Origin of the sequence: Catenuloplanes indicus, assembly GCF_030813715.1 — a bacterium.
In the GTDB taxonomy this organism is placed as follows: domain Bacteria; phylum Actinomycetota; class Actinomycetes; order Mycobacteriales; family Micromonosporaceae; genus Catenuloplanes; species Catenuloplanes indicus.
This window is the reverse complement of sequence record NZ_JAUSUZ010000001.1, coordinates 4,430,318-4,448,979: the sequence shown is the minus strand read 5'-3', so window position 1 is coordinate 4,448,979 and position 18,662 is coordinate 4,430,318. Positions and strand designations below refer to the sequence as shown.

Sequence of the window (18,662 nt, the reverse complement as noted above, 5' to 3'; positions counted from 1 at the left end):
GGCGCCGCCGGCAACGCCCACGGACGGGATCACCGACAGATGCAGGCTGCTGTACACGCGCCCGGGGACGAGGCGGCACCGGCCTTCGACGATCTGGTCCGGGTCGCCGCGCACGTCTGTGGCGTGCCGATGAGCTCGCTGACGCTGGTCGACGCGGACCGTGAGCGGGCCGTGGCCACGTTCGGCGCACTGCCGCCCGGCACGTCCCTCTGCCACCCCGTGGTCGCGTACGCCAAGCCGGTGATCGTGCCGGACGCCGCCCGCGACCCGCGCTTCGCCGCGCACCCGCTGGTGGCCGGCGTGCCGTACCTGCGCTTCTACGCGGGCGTACCGCTGATCGTGGACGGTCACGTGCTCGGCGCGCTCTGCGTGCTGGACGATCACCCGCGCATGCTCGGCGACGACCAGCTGGAGATGCTGGAGACGCTCGGCCGGCAGGCGGCCTGGCAGCTGGCCATGCGCCGTGAGCTGCGCGAACTTGATCGGGCCCGGCAGCGACTGGCGCTGGCGGACCGGATGAGGGACGACTTCGTGACGATGATGACGCACGAGGTCCGCACGCCACTCTCCTCGGTCCGCGGCTATCTCGAGGTGCTGATCGACAGCGACGGCCTGTCCCGCAGCCAGATGGACCGCTTCCTCGGCGCGATCGACCGCAACTCCCGCCGGCTGCTGCGCATGGTCGACGACGTGATGCTGCTGTCCCAGGTCGGCGACGCCGGTGGGCGCGCGCTGGACCTGCGCCGCGACGACGTCACGCTGATCTCCGTGGCGGAGTCGGCGATCGAGTCCGCCACCGGCGCCGCGGCCGCGAAGGGCGTGACGATCAACGTCACCCGGCGCGACGAGGCCCGGGTCAGCGCGGACGGCGCGCGGCTCGGCGAGGCGCTCGGTCACCTGCTCTCCAACGCGGTCAAGTTCACGCCGGCCGGCGGCGAGGTGACGGTCGAGGTGTGCGACGGCGCGACGCCGGAGATTTGGATCCGGGACACCGGCATCGGCATCCCCGCGGACGAGCAGCCGATGCTGTTCGAGCGGTTCTTCCGGGGCGCGGCGGCGCGGGACAGCGAGTCGGCCGGTGCGGGCCTGGGCCTGTCCGTCACGAAGGTCATCCTGGACGCGCACGCGGCGACGATCGCGCTGCAGAGCGAGTCGGGGAAGGGCACGGACATCCGCATCACCTTCCCCGGCCGCCACACCTGACGACCATCCGCGGGCACGGCGTTCAGGAGGCCTTCTTGGCGGCGCCGGTCTTCTTCGCCGCCGCTGTGGTCTTCTTCGCCGCCGTGGTCTTCTTCGCCGCGGCGGCCTTCTTGGCGGGGGCCGCCTTCTTGGCCGGGGCCGCCCCGTCGCCGGACTTCTTCGCGGCCGTCTTCTTCGCGCCGGAGCCCGAGGCGGCCTTCTTCGTACCGTTGCCGCCGCTCGTGGTTTCACCGCGCGCCGCGCGAGCCCGTTCCACCGAGGCGCGCAACGCGGCCATCAGGTCGGTCGCGGCCGGCGCGGCTTCCTCTTCCTCCTCCGGCGTGACGATCTCCCGGCCCTCGACCTTCGCGTCGATGACCTCCTGCAGCGCCGCACGATAGTTGTCGCTGTAGGCGTCCGGATCGAAGTTCGCGGCCATCGAGTCGATCAGCGACGAGGCCATCGCGAGCTCGGCCGGGCGGACCTCGATGTCGTCGTCGAGGAAGCCGAAGTCGGGCGCGCGCACCTCGTCCGGCCAGAGCATCGTGTTGAGCAGCAGCACGTCGTCGTGGACGCGCAGCGTGGCGAGCTGCTCGCGCTGGCGCAGCGCGACCTTGACGATCGCCACCCGGTCCGCGTCGCCGAGCGCCTCGCGCAGCAGCACGTAGGGCTTGGTCGCGGCGCCGTCCGGCTCCAGGTAGTACGCCTTGTTGTAGAGGATCGGGTCGACCTGGTCGGCCGGCACGAACTCCAGCACCTCGATCGCCCGCGAGGTGGAGAGCGGCAGGTCCGCGAAGTCGTCGTCGGTCAGCACCACCATCTCGCCGCCGCCGATGTCGTACCCCTTGGCGATGTCGTCGTACTTGACCTCCTCGCCGTCGACGGAGCAGACCCGTTTGTACTTGATCCGGCCACCGTCCTCCCGGTGCACCTGGTGGAACCGGATGTCCTTCTCCTCGGTGGCCGAGAAGAGCCGTACCGCGATCGACACCAGGCCGAACGAGACGGCACCCTTCCAGATAGCCCGCATTGTCGCTCCAAACCGCTGCTGACCGGCCGGAACCCCCGCCCGACGTTTGGCCCGGTATCTACGAGGATCGCACCGATCGGCACATCCCGCGAGGTTTTGGGCCTAGGCTCGACGCATGGCGGCCGGGCCACGCCCGATGCTGGCCACGTCGGGTGAGCTGCCCGCGGGTGCCGGCTGGGCGTTCGAGTTCAAGTGGGACGGCGTTCGCGCGCTCGCCGACGCCGCCGGTGGCGCACTGCGTCTCGCGGCCCGGTCCGGCGCGGACATCACGGTCGCCTATCCGGAGCTGGCACCGCTCGGCGGCCTGCTCGGCGACGCGCTGCTGGACGGCGAGATCGTGGTGCTGCACCAGGGCCGTCCGTCGTTCCAGCTGCTCGCGGAGCGGATGCACGTGCGCGATCCGGCCCGTGCCGCGCGCCTCGCGGTGACCCGGCCGATCACCTACATGATCTTTGACCTGCTCCGCCAGGACGGCGTGGACCTGACCGGCCTGCCGTACGCGGAGCGGCGCGCGCGGCTGGAGGCGCTGGTCTCGGACGGGCCGCGCTGGGCGGTGCCGCCGACGTTCCCGGACGGCCCGGTCACACAGGCGGTGGCGGAGGAGAACCGGCTGGAGGGCGTGGTCGCGAAGCGTCTCCGCTCGGTCTACCTGCCGGGCACCCGGTCGCCGGACTGGATCAAGGTCAAGATGGATCTGACCGGCGACTTCGTGATCGGCGGCTGGCGGCCGGGCGTGCGCCGGATCGGCGGCCTGCTGGTCGGCGTGCCCGGGCCGGACGGCCGGCTGCTGTTCCGCGGCCGGGTCGGTGGCGGGATCGGCGCGGCGACCGAACGGTCCCTGCTGGCGCTGCTGGAGCCGCTGGTGGTCGACTCGTCGCCGTTCGCCGAGGTGCCCCGGGAGGATGCGCGCGGCGCGATCTGGGTACACCCCACTCAGGTGGTCGAGGTCAAGTACGGCCAGCGCACACTCGACGCCCGCCTGCGTTTTCCTCGATTTTTACGTCTTCGTCCGGATAAATCGCCTGAGGAAGTGACCGACGATGCGTAGCCGGATGCTGGTCGAGGTGGACGGCCGCGAGGTCGAGCTGTCGAACCTCGACAAGGTGCTCTACCCGGACGCCGGCTTCACCAAGGCCGAGGTGATCGACTACTACACCCGGGTCGCGCCCGCGCTACTGCCGCACCTGCGCGGCCGCCCGCTCACCCGGATCCGCTACCCGAACGGCGTGGCCGGCCCGTTCTTCTTCGAGAAGAACGCACCGCCCGGCAAGCCCGACTGGGTGCACACCGAGACGCTGCCGGTGCCGAACTCCACGCACGGCCGGGAGAAGATCGACTTCGTGGTGGTGGACGACCTGCCCACGCTGGTCTGGTGCGCGAACATCGCGTCGCTGGAGCTGCACACGCCGCAGTGGCGGGTCGGCGCCGACCCGGACCTGCTGGTCGTCGACCTGGACCCGGGCGCACCGGCCGGGCTGCAGGAGTGCTGCGCGGTCGCGGTGCTGATGCGCGACCGGCTCGGCCGGGACGGCATCGCGTGCTACCCGAAGACGTCCGGCAAGAAAGGCATGCAGCTGTGCTGCCCGGTCGCGGGAACTCAAAACGCCGAGATCATCAGCGGGTACGCGAAGCGCGTCGCCGAGGAACTGGCGCGCGCGGTCCCGGCCGGCATCACGGCGAAGATGGCGAAGCAGCTGCGCCCCGGCAAGGTCTTCATCGACTGGAGTCAGAACAACGCGTTCAAGACGACCGTGGCGCCCTATTCGTTGCGGGCACTCCCGCACCCTACCGCCTCCGCGCCGCTGACCTGGGACGAGGTGGAGTCGATCGCGTGCGGGGACGCCGAGGCCCGCCAGCTGTCCCCGGCGGAGGTCCTGGCACGCCTGGACTCCGACGGGGACCTGCTGGCTTCGTTGCTGCGGCCCGGTCCCGAGGTCCCCTAGAACTCCGGCAGCTTCGGGCCGAGGATGTCGTCCGCGTCCGTGATCGTGTAGGCGTACCCCTGCTCGGCCAGGAACCGCTGCCGGTGCGCCGCGTACTCGGTGTCGATCGTGTCCCGGGAGACCACGGTGTAGAAGTGCGCCTGCCGCCCGTCCGCCTTCGGCCGCAGCACCCGGCCCAGCCGCTGCGCCTCCTCCTGCCGCGATCCGAACGTGCCGGACACCTGGATCGCCACCGCCGCCTCCGGCAGGTCGATCGAGAAGTTGCCGACCTTCGAGATGACCAGCGTGGAGATCTCGCCGGCCCGGAACGCGTCGAACAGCCGCTCGCGCTCCTTGTTCGTCGTCGACCCCTGCACGATCGGCGCGTCCAGGAACTCGCCCAGCTGGTGCAGCTGGTCGATGTACCCGCCGATCACCAGCTTCTGGTCGTCCGGGTGGCGCTCCAGCAGCGCCTTCACCACCGGCAGCTTGGTCCGCGCGGTCGCGGCCATCCGGTAGCGCTCCTCCGCCTCCGCGGTCGCGTAGCTCATCCGCTCCGCGTCGGTCAGCGTGACCCGGACCTCCATGCACTCGGCCGGTGCGATCCAGCCCTGCGCCTCGATGTCCTTCCACGGCGCGTCGTACCGCTTCGGGCCGATCAGCGAGAACACGTCGCCCTCCCGGCCGTCCTCGCGCACCAGCGTGGCGGTCAGCCCGAGCCGGCGGCGGGCCTGGAGGTCCGCGGTGAACCGGAAGATGGGCGCCGGGAGCAGGTGCACCTCGTCGTAGACGACCAGGCCCCAGTCCCGCGCGGAAAACAGGTCCAGGTGGGTGAACGCGCCGTTCCGCCGGGACGTGAGCACCTGGTACGTCGCGATGGTGACCGGCCGGATCTCCTTGCGTTCGCCGGAGTACTCCCCGATCTCCTCCTCGGTCAGCGACGTGCGCGCGATCAGCTCCCGCTTCCACTGCCGGCCCGCGACCGTGTTCGTCACCAGGATCAGCGTGGTCGCCTTCGCCTCCGCCATCGCGGCCGCGCCGACCAGCGTCTTGCCGGCGCCGCAGGGCAGCACCACCACGCCGGAGCCGCCGGCCCAGAACGTGTCCACCGCCTCCCGCTGGTACGCCCGCAGCGTCCAGCCGTCCTGCGCCAGGTCGATCTGGTGCGCCTCGCCGTCCACGTAACCGGCCAGGTCCTCGGCCGGCCAGCCCAGCTTGAGCAGCGCCTGCTTCAACCGGCCGCGCTCCGACGGGTGCACCACGATGGTGTCCTCGTCGATCCTCGCGCCGAGCATGCCGGCCAGCTTCTTCGACTTCGCGACCTCGATCAGCACCATCCGGTCCAGCGCGTGCAGCGTCAGGCCGTGCTGCGGGTGGTTGACCAGCTGGAGCCGACCGTACCGGTCCATCGTCTCGGCCACGTCCACCAGCAGCGCGTGCGGCACCGGGTAGCGCGAGAAGCGGATCAGCGCGTCCACCACCGCCTCCGCGTCGTGCCCGGCGGCCCGCGCGTTCCACAGGCCCAGCGGCGTCAGCCGGTACGTGTGCACGTGCTCCGGCGAACGCTCCAACTCCGCGAACGGCGCGATCGCGATCCGGCACGCCTGTGCGTCCTTGTGATCGACCTCCAGCAGCAGCGTCTTGTCCGATTGCACGATCAGTGGTCCATCGGCCACAGCTGTGACTCCCTCCGCACGCGACCCTCCAGTCTGTCACGCGATCGGGCCGACCGTGGAATTCGCGTGCAACCGGTCACCTGCCGAAGGCGTCTGCTCAAAAGGGGTGACGCGCGTTCGTGTGATCAACGGGGGCGAGCGCGCGTCTTCCCACTGTTCCGGCCGGCGCGCGGATGTCACTCTCGATATGGGTGGTCACCTATGCGGGGGTGGACATGGACGCAGACGACCGGACTCCGGTGTCCTGGACGACCGTGGCGGGCTACGCGACGCTCGGCGTCGTGCTGTTCGGCTGGTTTCTGCACGGCCTGTTCATCGAACGCCAGGGACTCGTCGACTCGATGGGCGAGTCCCTCGGCTCCGCCGTCACCGCGCTGCTGATCGTCTCGATCGTCGCTTCCTTCAGGAGGGAAGGACCGCCGCCGTGATCCGGTGCAGCGCCATGGTGTGCAGCATCTCGGTGCGCTCGTCCTCCGCGCGCAGGTAGCCGGCACCGATCGACACCGGCCGGACCAGGCGCGTCGCGGTCGCGCCGTGCGCGTCCACGTAACCGACCCAGACCAGCGCCTTGTCCCGGACCGCCTGTTGCAGCACGGCCAGTGCCTGCGTGTGCGCCTGCCCCTCCGCGTCCCGGACCGTGGCCGGTGCCCGCCGTGCGGCCCGGGCCGCCGCGTCGCCGCGCCGGATCTGCTCCACGATGCCGAGCAGCCGGGGCCGGGTCAGCCGAGACGCGATCAGCGAGTCCGACGCGGCCGCCGCCAGCGAGCCGCGCGCGGCCGCCCGCTTCGCCTTCGGCCGGTTCAGCACGGTGGCGCCGGACGCATCCTCCGGCACCGGCGCGTACCCGGCCTCGCGCAGCGCGGGCAGCAGCCGGCCCGGCGCGTACGGGCTGCACAGCACGGTCGGTGCCAGCCGGCGCAACGCCAGCGCGGCCAGCCGCCGGTCCGCCAGCGCCTCGGTCAGCAGCGACTCGTCGTCGCTGCGCAGATACGCCCCGGCCGTACCCACGCGCAGCCCGCCGTGTTTGCGCGCCACGTCGTCCACGAGGTACGTCAGCGCCTGCGGCACCGGTGTGCGGGACCGCCGTTTGAACAGCCGGTGCAGCTCGTCCGCGGAGTAGCCGGTGTCCAGCGCGCGCCGGATGCTCGCCGTGGTCAGCCGGTGCACGCTCGCACCGCCCGCGGACTCGTGCTCGGCCACCGTCTCCAGCTCCGCGGCCAGCTCCGGCTCCGGCGGGCCGGGCACCACCACGGACAGGTCGGCTTGGATCAGCACGTGGTCGACCGGCGCGGGCAGCAGGTTGTCCAGCGCGCGTACCACCTCCGGGTCGCCGGGCTCCCGGTCCGCCTCCGCGCGCAGGCCCAGCGGGTCACCGGCCATCGCGGCGTCCCGTGCGGCGGTGGACGCCTCCTCCTCGACCAGCAGCCGGCCGAACGAGGTCAGCGCGCCCAGCCCGGTCACGCCCAGCGCCGCGGCCTCGGCCAGCGTCAGGTGCGTCGCGCCCTCCCAGCCACGGGTGCGCCGCGGCGCTCGCCACACCATGATCGACAGGATCTCCTCGCCGGTCGGCGCCGCGCCCGGCTCCAGCCCGGCCAGCACCTCCAGCACCACCCGCCGGTTCGCCGGTGCGCCCGGGCGCTCGCCGTCCGTGGAGAGCGCGTTGAGCGGCTTGTCCTTCTCGTCGCGCTGGCCCGGCTGGATCACCTGACGTGGCATCGCCAGCCAGGCACCGGCCAAGTCGGTCCAGCGCCGGGCCAGCGACGTGGCACGCCAGATGTCGTAGGCCGCGGTCGGCAGCCAGATCATCTCGCCGGGCGGGCCGCCCACCCGGCGGCTCTTCGCGGTGGCCGCCTCCGCGTCGCCGAGCAGCCCGGCCGCGTACGCCACCTCCAGCAGCAGGATCGACGTGCCCTCGTCCAGCCCGGCCGACCGCGCCAGCCGGCGGATCTCACGCACGCCCAGGCCGCCGGCGCGCAGCACGCCCGGGGGTTCGGCCGCGACCGCCTCCAGCAGCGCCTCCACCCGCCGTACCGTCTCCATCGCCTGGCCCGCGCCCGCGGAGTCCGCGGCCTTCGGGTCGCGGCCGAGCGGCGTGATCACCGGCGGCTGCGGGCGCAGCACGCCGAGCGGGCCGGTGTCCCGGCGCAGCAGCAGGCCGATCTCCCGGGGCAGCTCCACCGTCTCGGCCGAGACCGGCACCAGCAGCCCGGCCTCGACCAGCCGGCGCACCGGGCCGCCCGGCTCGTCCGCGTCGTCGTCGCCCGGGCCGGCATCCGCCATGCCGATCGCGGAACCCGGCGTCACCCCGGCCAGCGCGGCCGCGGAGACCGTGCCCACCGGCGGGCCGGCGGCCAGCCGGTCCAGCACCGCGCGGCCGGACGGGGACACGGCCAGCACGGCCCGGCGCAGCCTCGCCGGGTCTGCGCAGAGCGCCTCGGTGCGCGCGTTCAGGTCCGCGGCCGGCCGGCCCAGACCCGCCGGGTACGGCGAGGACACGTCGTCCAGCGCGGGCGTCAGTTCGAGCGTGTCGTCGTCGCCGTAGATCAGGAACAGCGCGCGCAGCTCGGCCAGCGCCTCGCGCGCTTCCGCCGCCTCGCTCGGTGCCATGCTCAGGATCGCCGCGACCGAGGTGTGCCCGTCCGCGTCCCGGGTCAGCCGGGCCGCGTCCAGGATCAGCAACGAGAACTGGGTGAGCCCTTCCAGCGCCCGCGCGGTCGACACGCGCGACTGCGCGCGGGCGGCGAGCGCGGAGACGTCCACGGGTACGGGCACGGTCAGGTCCGGGCGACGGCGGAGCAGATCGCTCAGCTCGTCGTCGGTACGGGAACGCAGGTGATCCGCGAGTGAGGTGGTCATCGTCCTTCAACGCTATCCGGCCGCGCCCGGCGCTGGAGATCCATGGGACGATGATCCCCGGACGAGGACCCGGTGGGAACATTCTCATCGGAAGCATCACCGACAGCTAGGGAGCAGCAGCATGGCACGGACGGAGAAGCCCGCCGCCCAGGAGAAGGTGCGGTCCCGGGAGCCGAAGCCCGGTCACATGCCGATCTCGGAGCTCGCGGCGGACCGCCCGGGCGCACCCTCGCCGTTCGGCGACGACCAGACGTTCCCGCTGCCGGTCGACCGTCTGACGTACCACCGCAGCGACTCCGGGCACTGACGTGATATCGGTCGGCTTCGACCTGGACATGACGCTGATCGACTCCCGGCCCGGCATCGCCGCGAACTACCGGGAGCTGACCGCACGCACCGGTGTCCCGGTCGACGCCGACCTCGCGGTCAGCCGGCTCGGCCCACCGCTGCGCACCGAGCTGGCGCACTGGTTCCCGCCGGAGGCGGTGGAGGACGCGGTCACGCTGTTCCGCGCGCTCTACCCGGACCACGCGGTCGCGCCGAGCCTGCCGATGCCCGGCGCGCTTGACGCGCTGCGTGCGGTGCACTCCCGGGGCGGGCGTGTGGTGGTCGTCACGTCAAAGCTCGGCCGCCTGGCTCGGCTGCACGCCGAGCACCTCGGCCTGCCGGTCGACGAGATCGCCGGTGACCTGTTCGCCGAGGGCAAGGCGACCGCGATCCTGGAGCACGGCGTCGGCCTCTACGTCGGCGACCACACCGCCGACATGATCGCCGCGCGCACGGCCGGCGTCCCTGGCGTGGGCGTCACCACCGGCCCGTGCAGCGCCGCCGAGCTGTCCGAGGCCGGCGCGACCGCGGTGCTCACCGATCTCGCGGAGTTCCCCGGCTGGTTGGATCAGTACCTCGGCCGCGGAGCCGGCTGAGGCGGCCGGGATTGCGGTTGGTCCGCACCGGCGCGGTCAGTAGCCTTGTGGGCACAGGGCGGCACTCCGGCCGCCCGCATGTCCAACGGAGTTGAGGTCCGCGGTGCCTACGGGTCGAGTGAAGTGGTACGACGCGCAGAAGGGCTACGGTTTCGTCACCAGTGATGAAGGCGGCGACGTATTCCTGCCCAAGGGCGCGCTCCCCGCGGGTGTCACCGAGCTCAAGGGCGGGCAGAAGATCGAGTTCGGCGTCGTCGACAGCCGCAAGGGCGCCCAGGCGATGGGCGTCAAGCTGCTGGAGGCCCCGCCCTCCGTCTCCGAGCTGCGCCGGCGTCCCGCCGAGGAGCTGCACGGCCTCATCGAAGACATGATCAAGGTGCTGGAGGCGAAGATCCAGCCCGACCTGCGCCGCGGCCGTTTCCCGGACAAGCGGAGCGCGCAGAAGGTCGCCCAAGTCGTGCACGCGGTCGCCCGCGAACTGGAGATCTAGGAAAAGGGGCCCTCGGGCCCCTTTTCTCATGGCCGCAGCGACGGCACCTCCGGCGCGAACCCGGCCTTCGCCGCCCGCCCGAGCAGCGCGTCGACCGCCCGGTAGCCCTCGTCGCCCAGCTCCGCGGTGAACTCGTTGACGTACAGCGCGATGTGTTGCTCCTGCACCGCCGGGTCCATCTCCTGCGCGTGCGCCATTACGTAAGACCGGCTCGCCGCCGGATCCGCCCACGCGGCCCGCACCGACTCCCGGATCCACCCGGTCGCGGCCACCGGGTCGACCTTCCCGCGCCGCGCCAGGATCGCACCCAGCGGAATCGGCAGCCCGGTGTCCGACTCCCACCACTCGCCGAGATCGACCAGTGACCGCAGCCCGTGGTCCTGATACGTGAACCGCGCCTCGTGGATCACCAGCCCCGCGTCCCAGCGCCCCGCGGCCACCCCAGGCATGATCTCGTGGAACGGCACGACCTCCACGCGCGCCGGCTGCCGCTCACCGGCCCACAGCCGAAACAGCAGGTAGGCCGTGGTCCGGTCGCCCGGCACCGCCACGGTCGCACCGGTTAGGTCCTGCCGGTCGTCGTTCACCAGCAGCAGCGGCCCGCAGCCCCGCCCCAGCGCACCGCCGCACGGCAGCAACTCGTATTTGTCCAGCAGCCACGGCAGCGCCGCGTAGGACACCTTCACCAGATCGAACTCGCCATGTTCCGCCGCCGTGTTGGTCACGTCCACGTCCGCGAACGTCACGTCCAGCGGCGGCGCCCCCGGCACCAGCCCATGCGCCAGCGCATGGAAGACGAACGTATCGTTCGGACACGGCGAATACGCCACAGACAGCGGTTCCATCCCGCCACCGTAACCAGTCCACCCCCACGCCGGCCAAAACCCAAGATCAAATTCATGCTGTCCCGCTTCCGGCCTGGCTGAGCCCCGAGTGCTCCCGCGGGCCCCGGTCGGCCGCGGGCGGCCTCCCTGCCGGTCCCGCCGCGGTCACCCGAAACACCCGCCCGGCCGTCGCGGCGTGGGGCTCACGACGATGGTCGGTCCGGCGGAGTCGTCGGTGCGAAAGCGGCGGCGTGCGCCGCGGTCAGGGCGGTGAAGGCGATGGTCAGGGCGGTGAAGGCGGCGGGGAGGTTCCAGGCCGCACGATCGCGCGGGCCGACCGGGTTCGAGATGGTGCGCAGCTCGGCGAAGGGGATGCCGGCCGCGCGGGCGGCCACGGCGACGCCGAATCCCTCCATCGCCTCGGCCGACGCGGACGGATGCCGCCCGGCCAGCTCCCCGGCGCGGACTGCGGTGCCGGTCACCGTGTTGACGGTGAGCACGTCGCCGGCGAGGGCGGCCGGTAACGCTTCGCGGAGCAGCGCGACCAGGGCGGCGTCCGCGTACGCGACGCTGGTGCCGAAGCCGAGCCGTTCGATCGGCAGGTAGCCGTCGGGCGAGTCGGCGCCCAGGTCCGCGGCGACGCTCCGGGTCGCGATCACGGTGTCACCGATGACGGCTCGCCCGGGTAGCCCGCCGCCGATACCCGCGGAGATCACCGCGGCGTAGGGGCGGCCCGCGGCCTCCGCGAGCGCCAGCAACCGCGCGGTCGCGGCCGCCGCCTCGGCCGAGCCGACACCCACCGTGGCCACCTCGACCACCGCCGCACCGCCGGCGGGGAGCCCGGCCCGTACCGCCGCGGCTTCCGGCTCGACGGCGGTCACCACCAGCATCGGCTGAAATCTCGCTGTCCCGGCGGCGGCTGTCGGCTCAGTGGTCACCGTCCGATCATGCCTGGCCGGAATCGTCCGGCTTCTCCGGGCGGTTCCGGCCGGACGACGACGGCCGGTAGACATGGAAACCCGGTGGCGGCGCCCCCCGGTCGTCGACCGCCGTCGGCGGATTGTCGATCAGGGTGGGCGGCAGGTCGTGATCCCACGGCCGGTCCGCATCCCGCGGCTGCTGGTTGCGTGGCCGGTCCGCGTCGCGTGGCGGGTCCGCATCCGGCCGTCGGCCCGCGTCGCGGTGCGGCTGCGGTTCGCGCCGCAGGTCCGGCACCGTGGGGGCGTTCGCCGGCGCGCTCTCGTGACCGCGCCTCCAGCGCTGCCACCATCGTGTCTTTCCGCCACTGGCCTCCGCGCCCGAGCCGGCCGCTTCAGCGGGGCGACCGGTGCCGCTGCCACCGGCCGGGACGCCGGGCGGACCGAGTGGACGCGATCCGGCGTCGGCGCGGATCGCGCCCGCCGGGTCGATGCGGGTGTCGGTCCCGCCGCTGCGGTACGGCGACGGCCGGCGCGGTGGCAGCGCCCAGGGATCCGCCGGGGTCACGTCCTCGGGTGCGCGCGGCGGCGCCGGGGAAGCACCGACCTGCGGCGAGCCGGCTCCTGACGCGCCGGCCTGCCGCCCACCGGCGTGGGAAGCGCCGGCTTGCGGCCCACCGGCCTCAGAGGCGCCGGCGTCAGGCGTACCGGCGGAAGGGCCTGCGGTGAGTTCCGGTGTGCCGAGGGGCGCGGCCGGGAGGCCGGTGAGGCGTTCGCCGCGTAGCCGGGTGACGGTCCAGCCGGCCCGGATCGCGGCCAGGACCGCGAAGATCGCCGGGACCGCGAGGCCGGGACGGATGCCGAGCGGGATCAGCGCGACCGCGCCGCCGGCCACCCAGGCCAGCATCAGCAGCGTCTCGGAGTGGGCGAAAGCGCTGGCCCGGAGGCGCTCCGAGATGCGTTCCTGGATGGTGGCGTCCACGGTGAGCTTCGCCAGACCGGACATCGCCGCGGTGACCAGCGCGAGCAGCGCCAGCATCGCGAGCGTGGGGCGGATGACCGTGAGTACGGCCAGGCCGGCCACGATGACCAGGCCGGTGGACTGCAACCAGAGTGGCCGGTGGATGCGCAGCCGGGTGCCGGCCGCGGTGGCCAGGAACGTGCCGATGCCGAGTGCGGCGCCGACCACGCCGAGTGCGGCCTGGTCGCCGATGGTCCGGCCGAACAGCATCGGCGCCAGGTCGTCGCCCTTGATCGCGAACGCGGAGAAGAGCAGCAGGAAGCCGTAGACCGCACGCAGCGAGGACGCGCCGACCACGGCCGCGAGGACCAGTGGGCCGTCCAGCGCGCGCGGTCCGCCGCGCCGCATCCCGAAGATCGCGATGATCGGACGGGGGACCGCCTCCGGCGGCTCGGAGTCGGCCTTGGGTGGCAGCCGCAGCGCGATCACCATGCCGGCCAGGAAAATGATCGCCGCGACGCGCAGTGGCCACTGCGGGCCGACCCAGACCGCGGCGAGGCCGAGCGGCAGCACGATCGTGCCGGCGATGGTGCCGTAGACGCTGCCGCGCGCACCGGCCTGGGAGAGGCTGAGCCCGGCGGGCAGCAACCGGGGCACCGCGGCGGCGCGGGCCACGCCGTACGCCCGGGACAGCGCCAGCACGCCGAACGCGGCCGGGTAGAGCGCGAACCCGTCCAGGTTGTCGGAGATCAGCCAGGCCAGGAACGCGCGGCCGAGCATAGTGACGGCCAGCGCGTACCGCCGGCCGTGCCGGAAGTGGTCGAGCAGCGGGCCGACGACCGGGGCGAGCAGCGCGAACGGCACCATGGTGATCAGCAGGTAGAGCGCGACCTTGCCGCGCGCCTCACCGAGCGGCACCGCGAAGAAGATCGTGCCGGCCAGACCGAGCGTGATGAGCGTGTCGCCGGCGACGGACGCGGCGTGCAGGTCCATCAGGCGGATCATGCCGGTCTCACCGCCGGCGCCCTTGGCGCGAACCACTCCGGCATGCCGCCCGGCCCACCTGGTGCTGGAGACCGCACCGCGGAGGAGGAGCCGGACACCCCGGATCAACAGCGCCAGGAAGTCCATGCCGTCCATCCTCGCCCATCCGGGCCACATTCGCCCTACCCGGCCGCGCCCGATCGGGGTCAAGTGGGAGAGCGGCCGATGCGTAGGGAAGAATGGACGGGTGAGCAGGATCGCCGCCCGGCCCGCAAAACTCGACCAGGTCTGCGCCGATGCCGTCGACATCGCGCGCGACGCCATCACGGATGTGGACGCGTCGGAGGTGGGCGAGCACCTAGAGGTGATCGCCGAGGGGGATCGCCTGGTCACGCACCTCTTCGACTGTCACCTCGCCGGCTACCGCGGCTGGCGGTGGGCGGTCACGGTGACGCGCGTCTCACGCAGCAAGCACGTGACGGTCTGCGAGACCGTGCTGCTGCCCGGGCCGGACGCGCTGCTGGCGCCCGGCTGGCTGCCGTGGAACGAGCGGTTGCAGCCAGGTGACCTCGGCGTGGGCGACCTGCTGCCGACCGCGCCGGACGACGAGCGGCTGGCCCCCGGCTACCTGGAGTCGGACGACCCGGCGGTCGAGGAGGCCAACTGGGAGCTGGGCCTGAGCCGGCCGCGGGTGATGTCCCGGTTCGGCCGGCAGGACACGGCCCAGCGGTGGTACGACGGCGACGCCGGCCCGGAGGCGCCGATCTCGGTCGCCGCGCCGCGCGCGGCCCGGTGCGGCTCGTGCGGCTTCTACCTGCCGCTGGCCGGTGCGCTGCGGCAGGCATTCGGCGTCTGCGGCAACCTCTACGCGCCGGACGACGGCCGCGCGGTCAGCATCGACCACGGCTGCGGCGCGCACTCCGAGACGCTGCAGGAGCCGGAGGCGCACGTCGACGAGCTACCGACGATCTACGACGACAGTGAGGTCGAGGCCGTGGCGGTCAGCCGCGCGTCCGGCTCGGTCGAGGGCGACGAGCCCGCCGAGCCGTACGGTCACGGCTGAGCGGAGCCCGCACGCCGCCGACGCCGGTGCGCGTCGTGACGCATCATCGTGGCGGTGCCCGGGAAGCCGAGCAGCAAACCGGTCAGGCAGATCCACAGCCAGTCGGTACGGCCGGTGGACTCCAGCCAGTCGCGGAAGAAGAGGAACAGGACCAGCCCGGCGACGGCCCAGGCGATGGTGCCGCCGACCGCGAACGGGACCATCGGCGGGTCGAGCGGCCTGGGGCGCGGACGCGGCCCGGGCGCATCGGAGGGCCGATCATCCGGCGTCATGTCGGACGTCGGCAGCGGAACTGAGGATCGGGCCACTACCCAAGGGTACGGCCACGACGCACCACGCCAGGTCAGCGGTACGTATCCGAAACATTTGTGAGCTTTTGCGGACGCACTGTGTTTGGGACCATGACGCCTTCCGTACGTCTCGATCATTCCCAGTGAGGTGCCCATGGCCGGTTCACCGGCAGAGGCAACGACGCCCCGCAACGCCTTCGACCGATTCTTCGAGATCTCCGCGCGCGGCTCGACGCTGAGCCGCGAGGTGCGCGGTGGTTTCGCCACCTTCTTCACGATGGCCTACATCGTGGTGCTCAACCCGCTCATCCTCGGCGCCGCGGTGGACGGCGCCGGCGCGTCCCTGGCGATCCCGGCGATCGCGGCCGCGACTGCGCTGGTCGCCGGCCTGATGACGATCCTGATGGGTGTGGTGGCGCGCTTCCCCCTCGCGCTGGCCGCCGGTCTGGGCGTCAACGCGCTGGTCGCGTACGAGATCGCGCCGCAGATGACCTGGGCCGACGCGATGGGCCTGGTCGTCATCGAGGGCGTGATCATCGCGCTGCTGGTGCTGACCGGCTTCCGGCAGGCGGTGTTCCACGCCGTACCCACGGAGTTGAAGACCGCGATCGGCGTCGGCATCGGCCTGTTCCTGGCGCTGATCGGATTCGTCGACGCCGGCTTTGCCCGGGGCTCGGCCGGTTCGCCGCCGCTGCTGCTCGGCATCGGCGGACAGCTGGTCACCTGGCCGGTGCTGGTCTTCGTGCTCGGCCTGCTGCTCACGCTGGTCCTGATGGTGCGCAAGGTGAAGGGCGCCATCCTGATCGGCATCCTCGCCTCGACCGTGCTGGCGCTGATCGTGGAGGCGATCGCGAAGGTCGGCCCGGCGGGCGGCCCGGCCGGTAACCCGCACGGCTGGTCGCTGAACGTGCCGAGCCTGGACAAGGACTGGTCGGTCACGCCGGACCTGTCGCTGCTCGGCAACTTCAGCCTGTTCGGCTCGTGGGAACGGGCCGGCGTGCTGGTCTGCGTGATGTTCGTCTTCACGCTGCTGCTGACGGACTTCTTCGACACGATGGGCACGATGGTCGCGGTCGGTCAGGAGGGCGGTCTGCTCGATGCCGAGGGGAACCCGCCGCGTACCCGGGAGATCCTGCTCGTCGACTCGATCGCGGCGGCCGCCGGTGGTGCGGCGAGCACGTCCAGCAACACGTCCTACATCGAGAGCGCGGCCGGTGTCGGCGAGGGCGCCCGGACCGGCGTGGCGAACCTGGTCACCGGCGCGCTGTTCCTGGTCGCGGTGCTGGTGTCGCCGCTGGTGCAGATCGTGCCGTTCGAGGCGGCGTCCGCGGCGCTGGTCGTGGTCGGCTTCCTGATGATGACCGCGGTCCGGACGATCGACTGGAGTGACTGGGAGATCGCGATCCCGGCGTTCCTGACCATCGTGCTGATGCCGTTCACCTACTCGATCTCGAACGGCATCGGCGCCGGTGTGATCACGTACGTGCTGCTCAAGGCGGTTTCCGGCAAGGCCCGTCAGGTGCACCCGCTGCTGTACGGCGTGGCGTTCTTCTTCGTCCTCTATTTCCTGCGCGGTCCGATCGAGGCCGCGCTTCTGTAGGAACGGCGGCGCCGGGGGGTACGGTTTTCCGAGCTCCCCGGCGACCGGCATCGCCGGTGAGAGCGGTCATATCGGTGGTAGTTAGCCAGGCTTATTAGCTAGGCTAAGGAATGTGACGGAGCGGGACGGTGATGGCGGAGCGCACGACAGCGCTGCAGCTCGCCCTGGGGCTGCGCGAAGCGATCACCCGGCTCAACCGACGACTGCGCCAGGCGCGGCCGGTCGGCGACCTGACCATGGCGCAGCTGTCCGCGCTGACCAGCCTGGAACTGGCCGGTTCGCTCAGTCCGCGTGAACTGGCGGACGTCGAGCGCGTCCAGCCGCCGACGATGACCAAGATCATCGCGAAGCTGGAGGAGCGGGGCATGGTGCTCCGCGAGCCGCATCCGACCGACGGCCGGCAGGTCATCCTGCGCACCACCGCGCAGGGGCGGCAGGAGTACGAGCAGGTGCAGCGGGCACACAACGAGTGGCTCGCCGACCATCTCGCCGACCTGTCCGCGGAGGATCTGGAGACCCTCCACCGGGCCGCCGAGATCATGCGGAGGGTTGCCCGGGCCGCCTGACACGCCTCGTCACACGGCAGCTCAACACGCCGAGACGAGGGAGGCGCACGATCCCGTGCGGGCCACGCTGAGCACCACGTTCCGATCCCTGACCGTACGCAACTACCGGCTGTTCGCCACCGGTCAGCTGGTGAAGCTGGTCGGCGTCTGGATGATGTTCACGGCCCAGGACTGGCTCGTCCTGGACCTGTCCGGCAACTCCGGATCCGCGCTCGGCATCGTCACCGCGCTGCAGTTCCTGCCGGTGCTGCTGCTCACGCTCTACGCCGGCACGCTCGCCGACCGGTACGACAAGCGCCACATCCTGATCGCCGCCAACGTGGCCTACGCGCTGCTCGCCATCGCGTTCGCGGTGCTGGTCGCGGCCGGTGCGGTCGAGTTGTGGCACGTCTTCGTCTTCGCCGGGCTGCTGGGCGTCGCGAACGCGATCGAGACGCCGGTGCGCCAGTCGTTCGTCTCCGAGCTGGTCGGCATGACGCTGCTGCCGAACGCGCTCTCGCTCTCCGCCGCCACGTTCAACGTGGCCCGGGTCAGCGGTCCCGCGCTGGCCGGCGTGGCGATCGCGACGCTCGGCATCGGCCCGGTCTTCCTGATCAGCACCGTGCTCGCGATCGCACCGGTCTTCGCGTACCTGCGCATGCACGTGCCGGACCTGATCCGCGCCGCGGTGTCCGCGGCCTCCCGGAAGAGCTCCGGCGTGCTGGACGGCCTGCGCTACGTCCGCGCCCGCGGCGACCTGCTGCTGGTGATCGTGGTGATGTCCGTGGTCGCCATGATCGGGTTCAACTTCCCGGTGACGCTGGCCGTGCTGGCCAAGGTCTCGTTCAACGCCGGCCCGGCCTCGTTCGGCCTGCTCACCACCGCGCTCGCGCTCGGCGCGCTGGGCGGCGCACTGGCCGGTAGCGGCCGTACCGCGCGGCCGTCGGTCTACACCGTGCTGCTGCCCGGCGTGGCGTTCGCGGCGCTGGAGGTGCTGGTCGGCTTCGCGCCCGCGTTCTGGGCCGCCGCGCTGCTGCTCGTGCCCACCGGGTTCTTCATGATCTTCTTCGCGCAGGCCGCGAACCAGCGCGTGCAGCTGGGCACGGACGCCGCCTACCGCGGCCGCGTGATGGCGCTGTACGTACTGGTCTTCCTCGGTACCACGCCGATCGGCGCGCCGATCGCGGGCTGGTGGGCGGAGCTGTTCGGCCCGGCGGTGAGCATCGCGCTGAGCGGTGGCATCTCGCTGCTGGCGGCGCTGGCCGCGCTGGTCTGGCAGTTGCGCCGGTCCGGCGAGCGGCTGCGGCTCACGCTCCGCCCGCTGCCGCGGTTCTCGGTGGTCGCGCCGGCCGAGGCCAAGGCGCCAGTTTCATGACTGCCGGTTCCACGAATGCATGGT

At 72.4% G+C, this 18,662-nt stretch carries 17 protein-coding genes and 1 pseudogene; 11 read left to right on the top strand and 7 right to left on the bottom strand.

Translation table 11 applies throughout. The annotated features are described in order from the left end of the window. The first annotated feature begins 39 nt into the window (after window positions 1–39). Window positions 40–1,203, top strand: coding sequence for a sensor histidine kinase (locus J2S42_RS19970; RefSeq protein ID WP_307241330.1), 1,164 nt, complete (start codon window positions 40–42; stop codon window positions 1,201–1,203). 22 nt (window positions 1,204–1,225) lie between these two features. Here J2S42_RS19970 and ku read toward each other — a convergent pair whose 3' ends face one another. Further along, window positions 1,226–2,212 (bottom strand): non-homologous end joining protein Ku, encoded by a 987-nt coding sequence (ku, locus tag J2S42_RS19965; protein WP_307241328.1) that lies wholly within the window; start codon window positions 2,210–2,212, stop codon window positions 1,226–1,228. A gap of 115 nt (window positions 2,213–2,327) precedes the next feature. On the opposite strand from ku, the gene ligD (J2S42_RS19960) reads away from it, so the two are divergent. Both ligD (J2S42_RS19960) and ligD (J2S42_RS19955) read left to right on the top strand, forming a co-directional pair. Beyond that, window positions 2,328–3,260 carry a non-homologous end-joining DNA ligase gene (gene ligD / locus J2S42_RS19960; protein WP_307241326.1) on the top strand — a complete coding sequence of 311 codons (933 nt, stop codon included), beginning with the start codon at window positions 2,328–2,330 and terminating at the stop codon, window positions 3,258–3,260. Further along, window positions 3,253–4,155 carry a non-homologous end-joining DNA ligase gene (gene ligD / locus J2S42_RS19955; RefSeq protein ID WP_307241323.1) on the top strand — a complete coding sequence of 301 codons (903 nt, stop codon included), beginning with the start codon at window positions 3,253–3,255 and terminating at the stop codon, window positions 4,153–4,155. The genes ligD (J2S42_RS19960) and ligD (J2S42_RS19955) overlap by 8 nt, the downstream gene beginning before the upstream one ends. On the opposite strand, the gene J2S42_RS19950 is transcribed toward ligD (J2S42_RS19955), so the two are convergent. Beyond that, window positions 4,152–5,810, bottom strand: coding sequence for a DNA repair helicase XPB (locus tag J2S42_RS19950; RefSeq protein WP_307241322.1), 1,659 nt, complete (start codon window positions 5,808–5,810; stop codon window positions 4,152–4,154). The two genes, ligD (J2S42_RS19955) and J2S42_RS19950, sit on opposite strands and share 4 nt — an antisense overlap. A 173-nt stretch (window positions 5,811–5,983) precedes the next feature. Here J2S42_RS19950 and J2S42_RS19945 point away from each other — a divergent pair, with 173 nt between their 5' ends. Further along, window positions 5,984–6,238 (top strand): hypothetical protein, encoded by a 255-nt coding sequence (locus J2S42_RS19945; protein WP_370879208.1) that lies wholly within the window; start codon window positions 5,984–5,986, stop codon window positions 6,236–6,238. Here the strand turns inward: J2S42_RS19945 and J2S42_RS19940 are convergent. Beyond that, on the bottom strand, window positions 6,213–8,666 hold the full coding sequence (locus tag J2S42_RS19940; RefSeq protein ID WP_307241320.1) for a helicase-associated domain-containing protein: 2,454 nt from the start codon (window positions 8,664–8,666) through the stop codon (window positions 6,213–6,215). The genes J2S42_RS19945 and J2S42_RS19940 overlap by 26 nt on opposite strands. 121 nt (window positions 8,667–8,787) lie before the next feature. On the opposite strand from J2S42_RS19940, the gene J2S42_RS19935 reads away from it, so the two are divergent. The 3 genes from J2S42_RS19935 to J2S42_RS19925 all read left to right on the top strand — a co-directional run bounded on the left by J2S42_RS19935 (window position 8,788) and on the right by J2S42_RS19925 (window position 10,079). Further along, complete coding sequence (locus tag J2S42_RS19935; protein ID WP_307241318.1) at window positions 8,788–8,973, top strand: hypothetical protein; 186 nt, start codon at window positions 8,788–8,790, stop codon at window positions 8,971–8,973. A gap of 1 nt (window position 8,974) precedes the next feature. Continuing rightward, window positions 8,975–9,589, top strand: a complete 615-nt coding sequence (locus J2S42_RS19930; RefSeq protein WP_307241316.1) for an HAD family hydrolase — start codon at window positions 8,975–8,977, stop codon at window positions 9,587–9,589. Window positions 9,590–9,692: 103 nt separating this feature from the next. Continuing rightward, window positions 9,693–10,079: a cold-shock protein gene (locus tag J2S42_RS19925; protein ID WP_306837240.1), complete on the top strand. Its 387-nt coding sequence runs from the start codon at window positions 9,693–9,695 to the stop codon at window positions 10,077–10,079. Between the two features lie 26 nt (window positions 10,080–10,105). On the opposite strand, the gene J2S42_RS19920 is transcribed toward J2S42_RS19925, so the two are convergent. The 3 genes and pseudogenes from J2S42_RS19920 to J2S42_RS19910 all read right to left on the bottom strand — a co-directional run. Continuing rightward, window positions 10,106–10,924: a 1,4-dihydroxy-6-naphtoate synthase gene (locus J2S42_RS19920; RefSeq protein ID WP_307241314.1), complete on the bottom strand. Its 819-nt coding sequence runs from the start codon at window positions 10,922–10,924 to the stop codon at window positions 10,106–10,108. 182 nt (window positions 10,925–11,106) lie between these two features. Then, on the bottom strand, window positions 11,107–11,793 hold the full coding sequence (locus J2S42_RS19915; RefSeq protein ID WP_307241312.1) for a futalosine hydrolase: 687 nt from the start codon (window positions 11,791–11,793) through the stop codon (window positions 11,107–11,109). 691 nt (window positions 11,794–12,484) lie between these two features. Continuing rightward, window positions 12,485–13,921, bottom strand: a pseudogene (locus J2S42_RS19910) (MFS transporter); the annotation flags it as partial. Between the two features lie 43 nt (window positions 13,922–13,964). Between J2S42_RS19910 and J2S42_RS19905 the strand changes: the two are divergent. Then, window positions 13,965–14,828 carry a DUF3027 domain-containing protein gene (locus J2S42_RS19905; RefSeq protein WP_307248865.1) on the top strand — a complete coding sequence of 288 codons (864 nt, stop codon included), beginning with the start codon at window positions 13,965–13,967 and terminating at the stop codon, window positions 14,826–14,828. Here J2S42_RS19905 and J2S42_RS19900 read toward each other — a convergent pair. Continuing rightward, window positions 14,819–15,100: a DUF2530 domain-containing protein gene (locus J2S42_RS19900; protein ID WP_307248863.1), complete on the bottom strand. Its 282-nt coding sequence runs from the start codon at window positions 15,098–15,100 to the stop codon at window positions 14,819–14,821. The genes J2S42_RS19905 and J2S42_RS19900 overlap by 10 nt on opposite strands. A gap of 172 nt (window positions 15,101–15,272) precedes the next feature. Here J2S42_RS19900 and J2S42_RS19895 point away from each other — a divergent pair, with 172 nt between their 5' ends. From J2S42_RS19895 to J2S42_RS19885, 3 genes are all read left to right on the top strand, one after another. After that, window positions 15,273–16,718, top strand: a complete 1,446-nt coding sequence (locus J2S42_RS19895; RefSeq protein WP_307241310.1) for an NCS2 family permease — start codon at window positions 15,273–15,275, stop codon at window positions 16,716–16,718. Window positions 16,719–16,849: 131 nt separating this feature from the next. Further along, window positions 16,850–17,284: a MarR family winged helix-turn-helix transcriptional regulator gene (locus J2S42_RS19890; protein ID WP_307241308.1), complete on the top strand. Its 435-nt coding sequence runs from the start codon at window positions 16,850–16,852 to the stop codon at window positions 17,282–17,284. A 55-nt stretch (window positions 17,285–17,339) separates the two neighbouring features. Further along, on the top strand, window positions 17,340–18,638 hold the full coding sequence (locus tag J2S42_RS19885; protein WP_307241306.1) for an MFS transporter: 1,299 nt from the start codon (window positions 17,340–17,342) through the stop codon (window positions 18,636–18,638). Window positions 18,639–18,662: the final 24 nt, after the last annotated feature.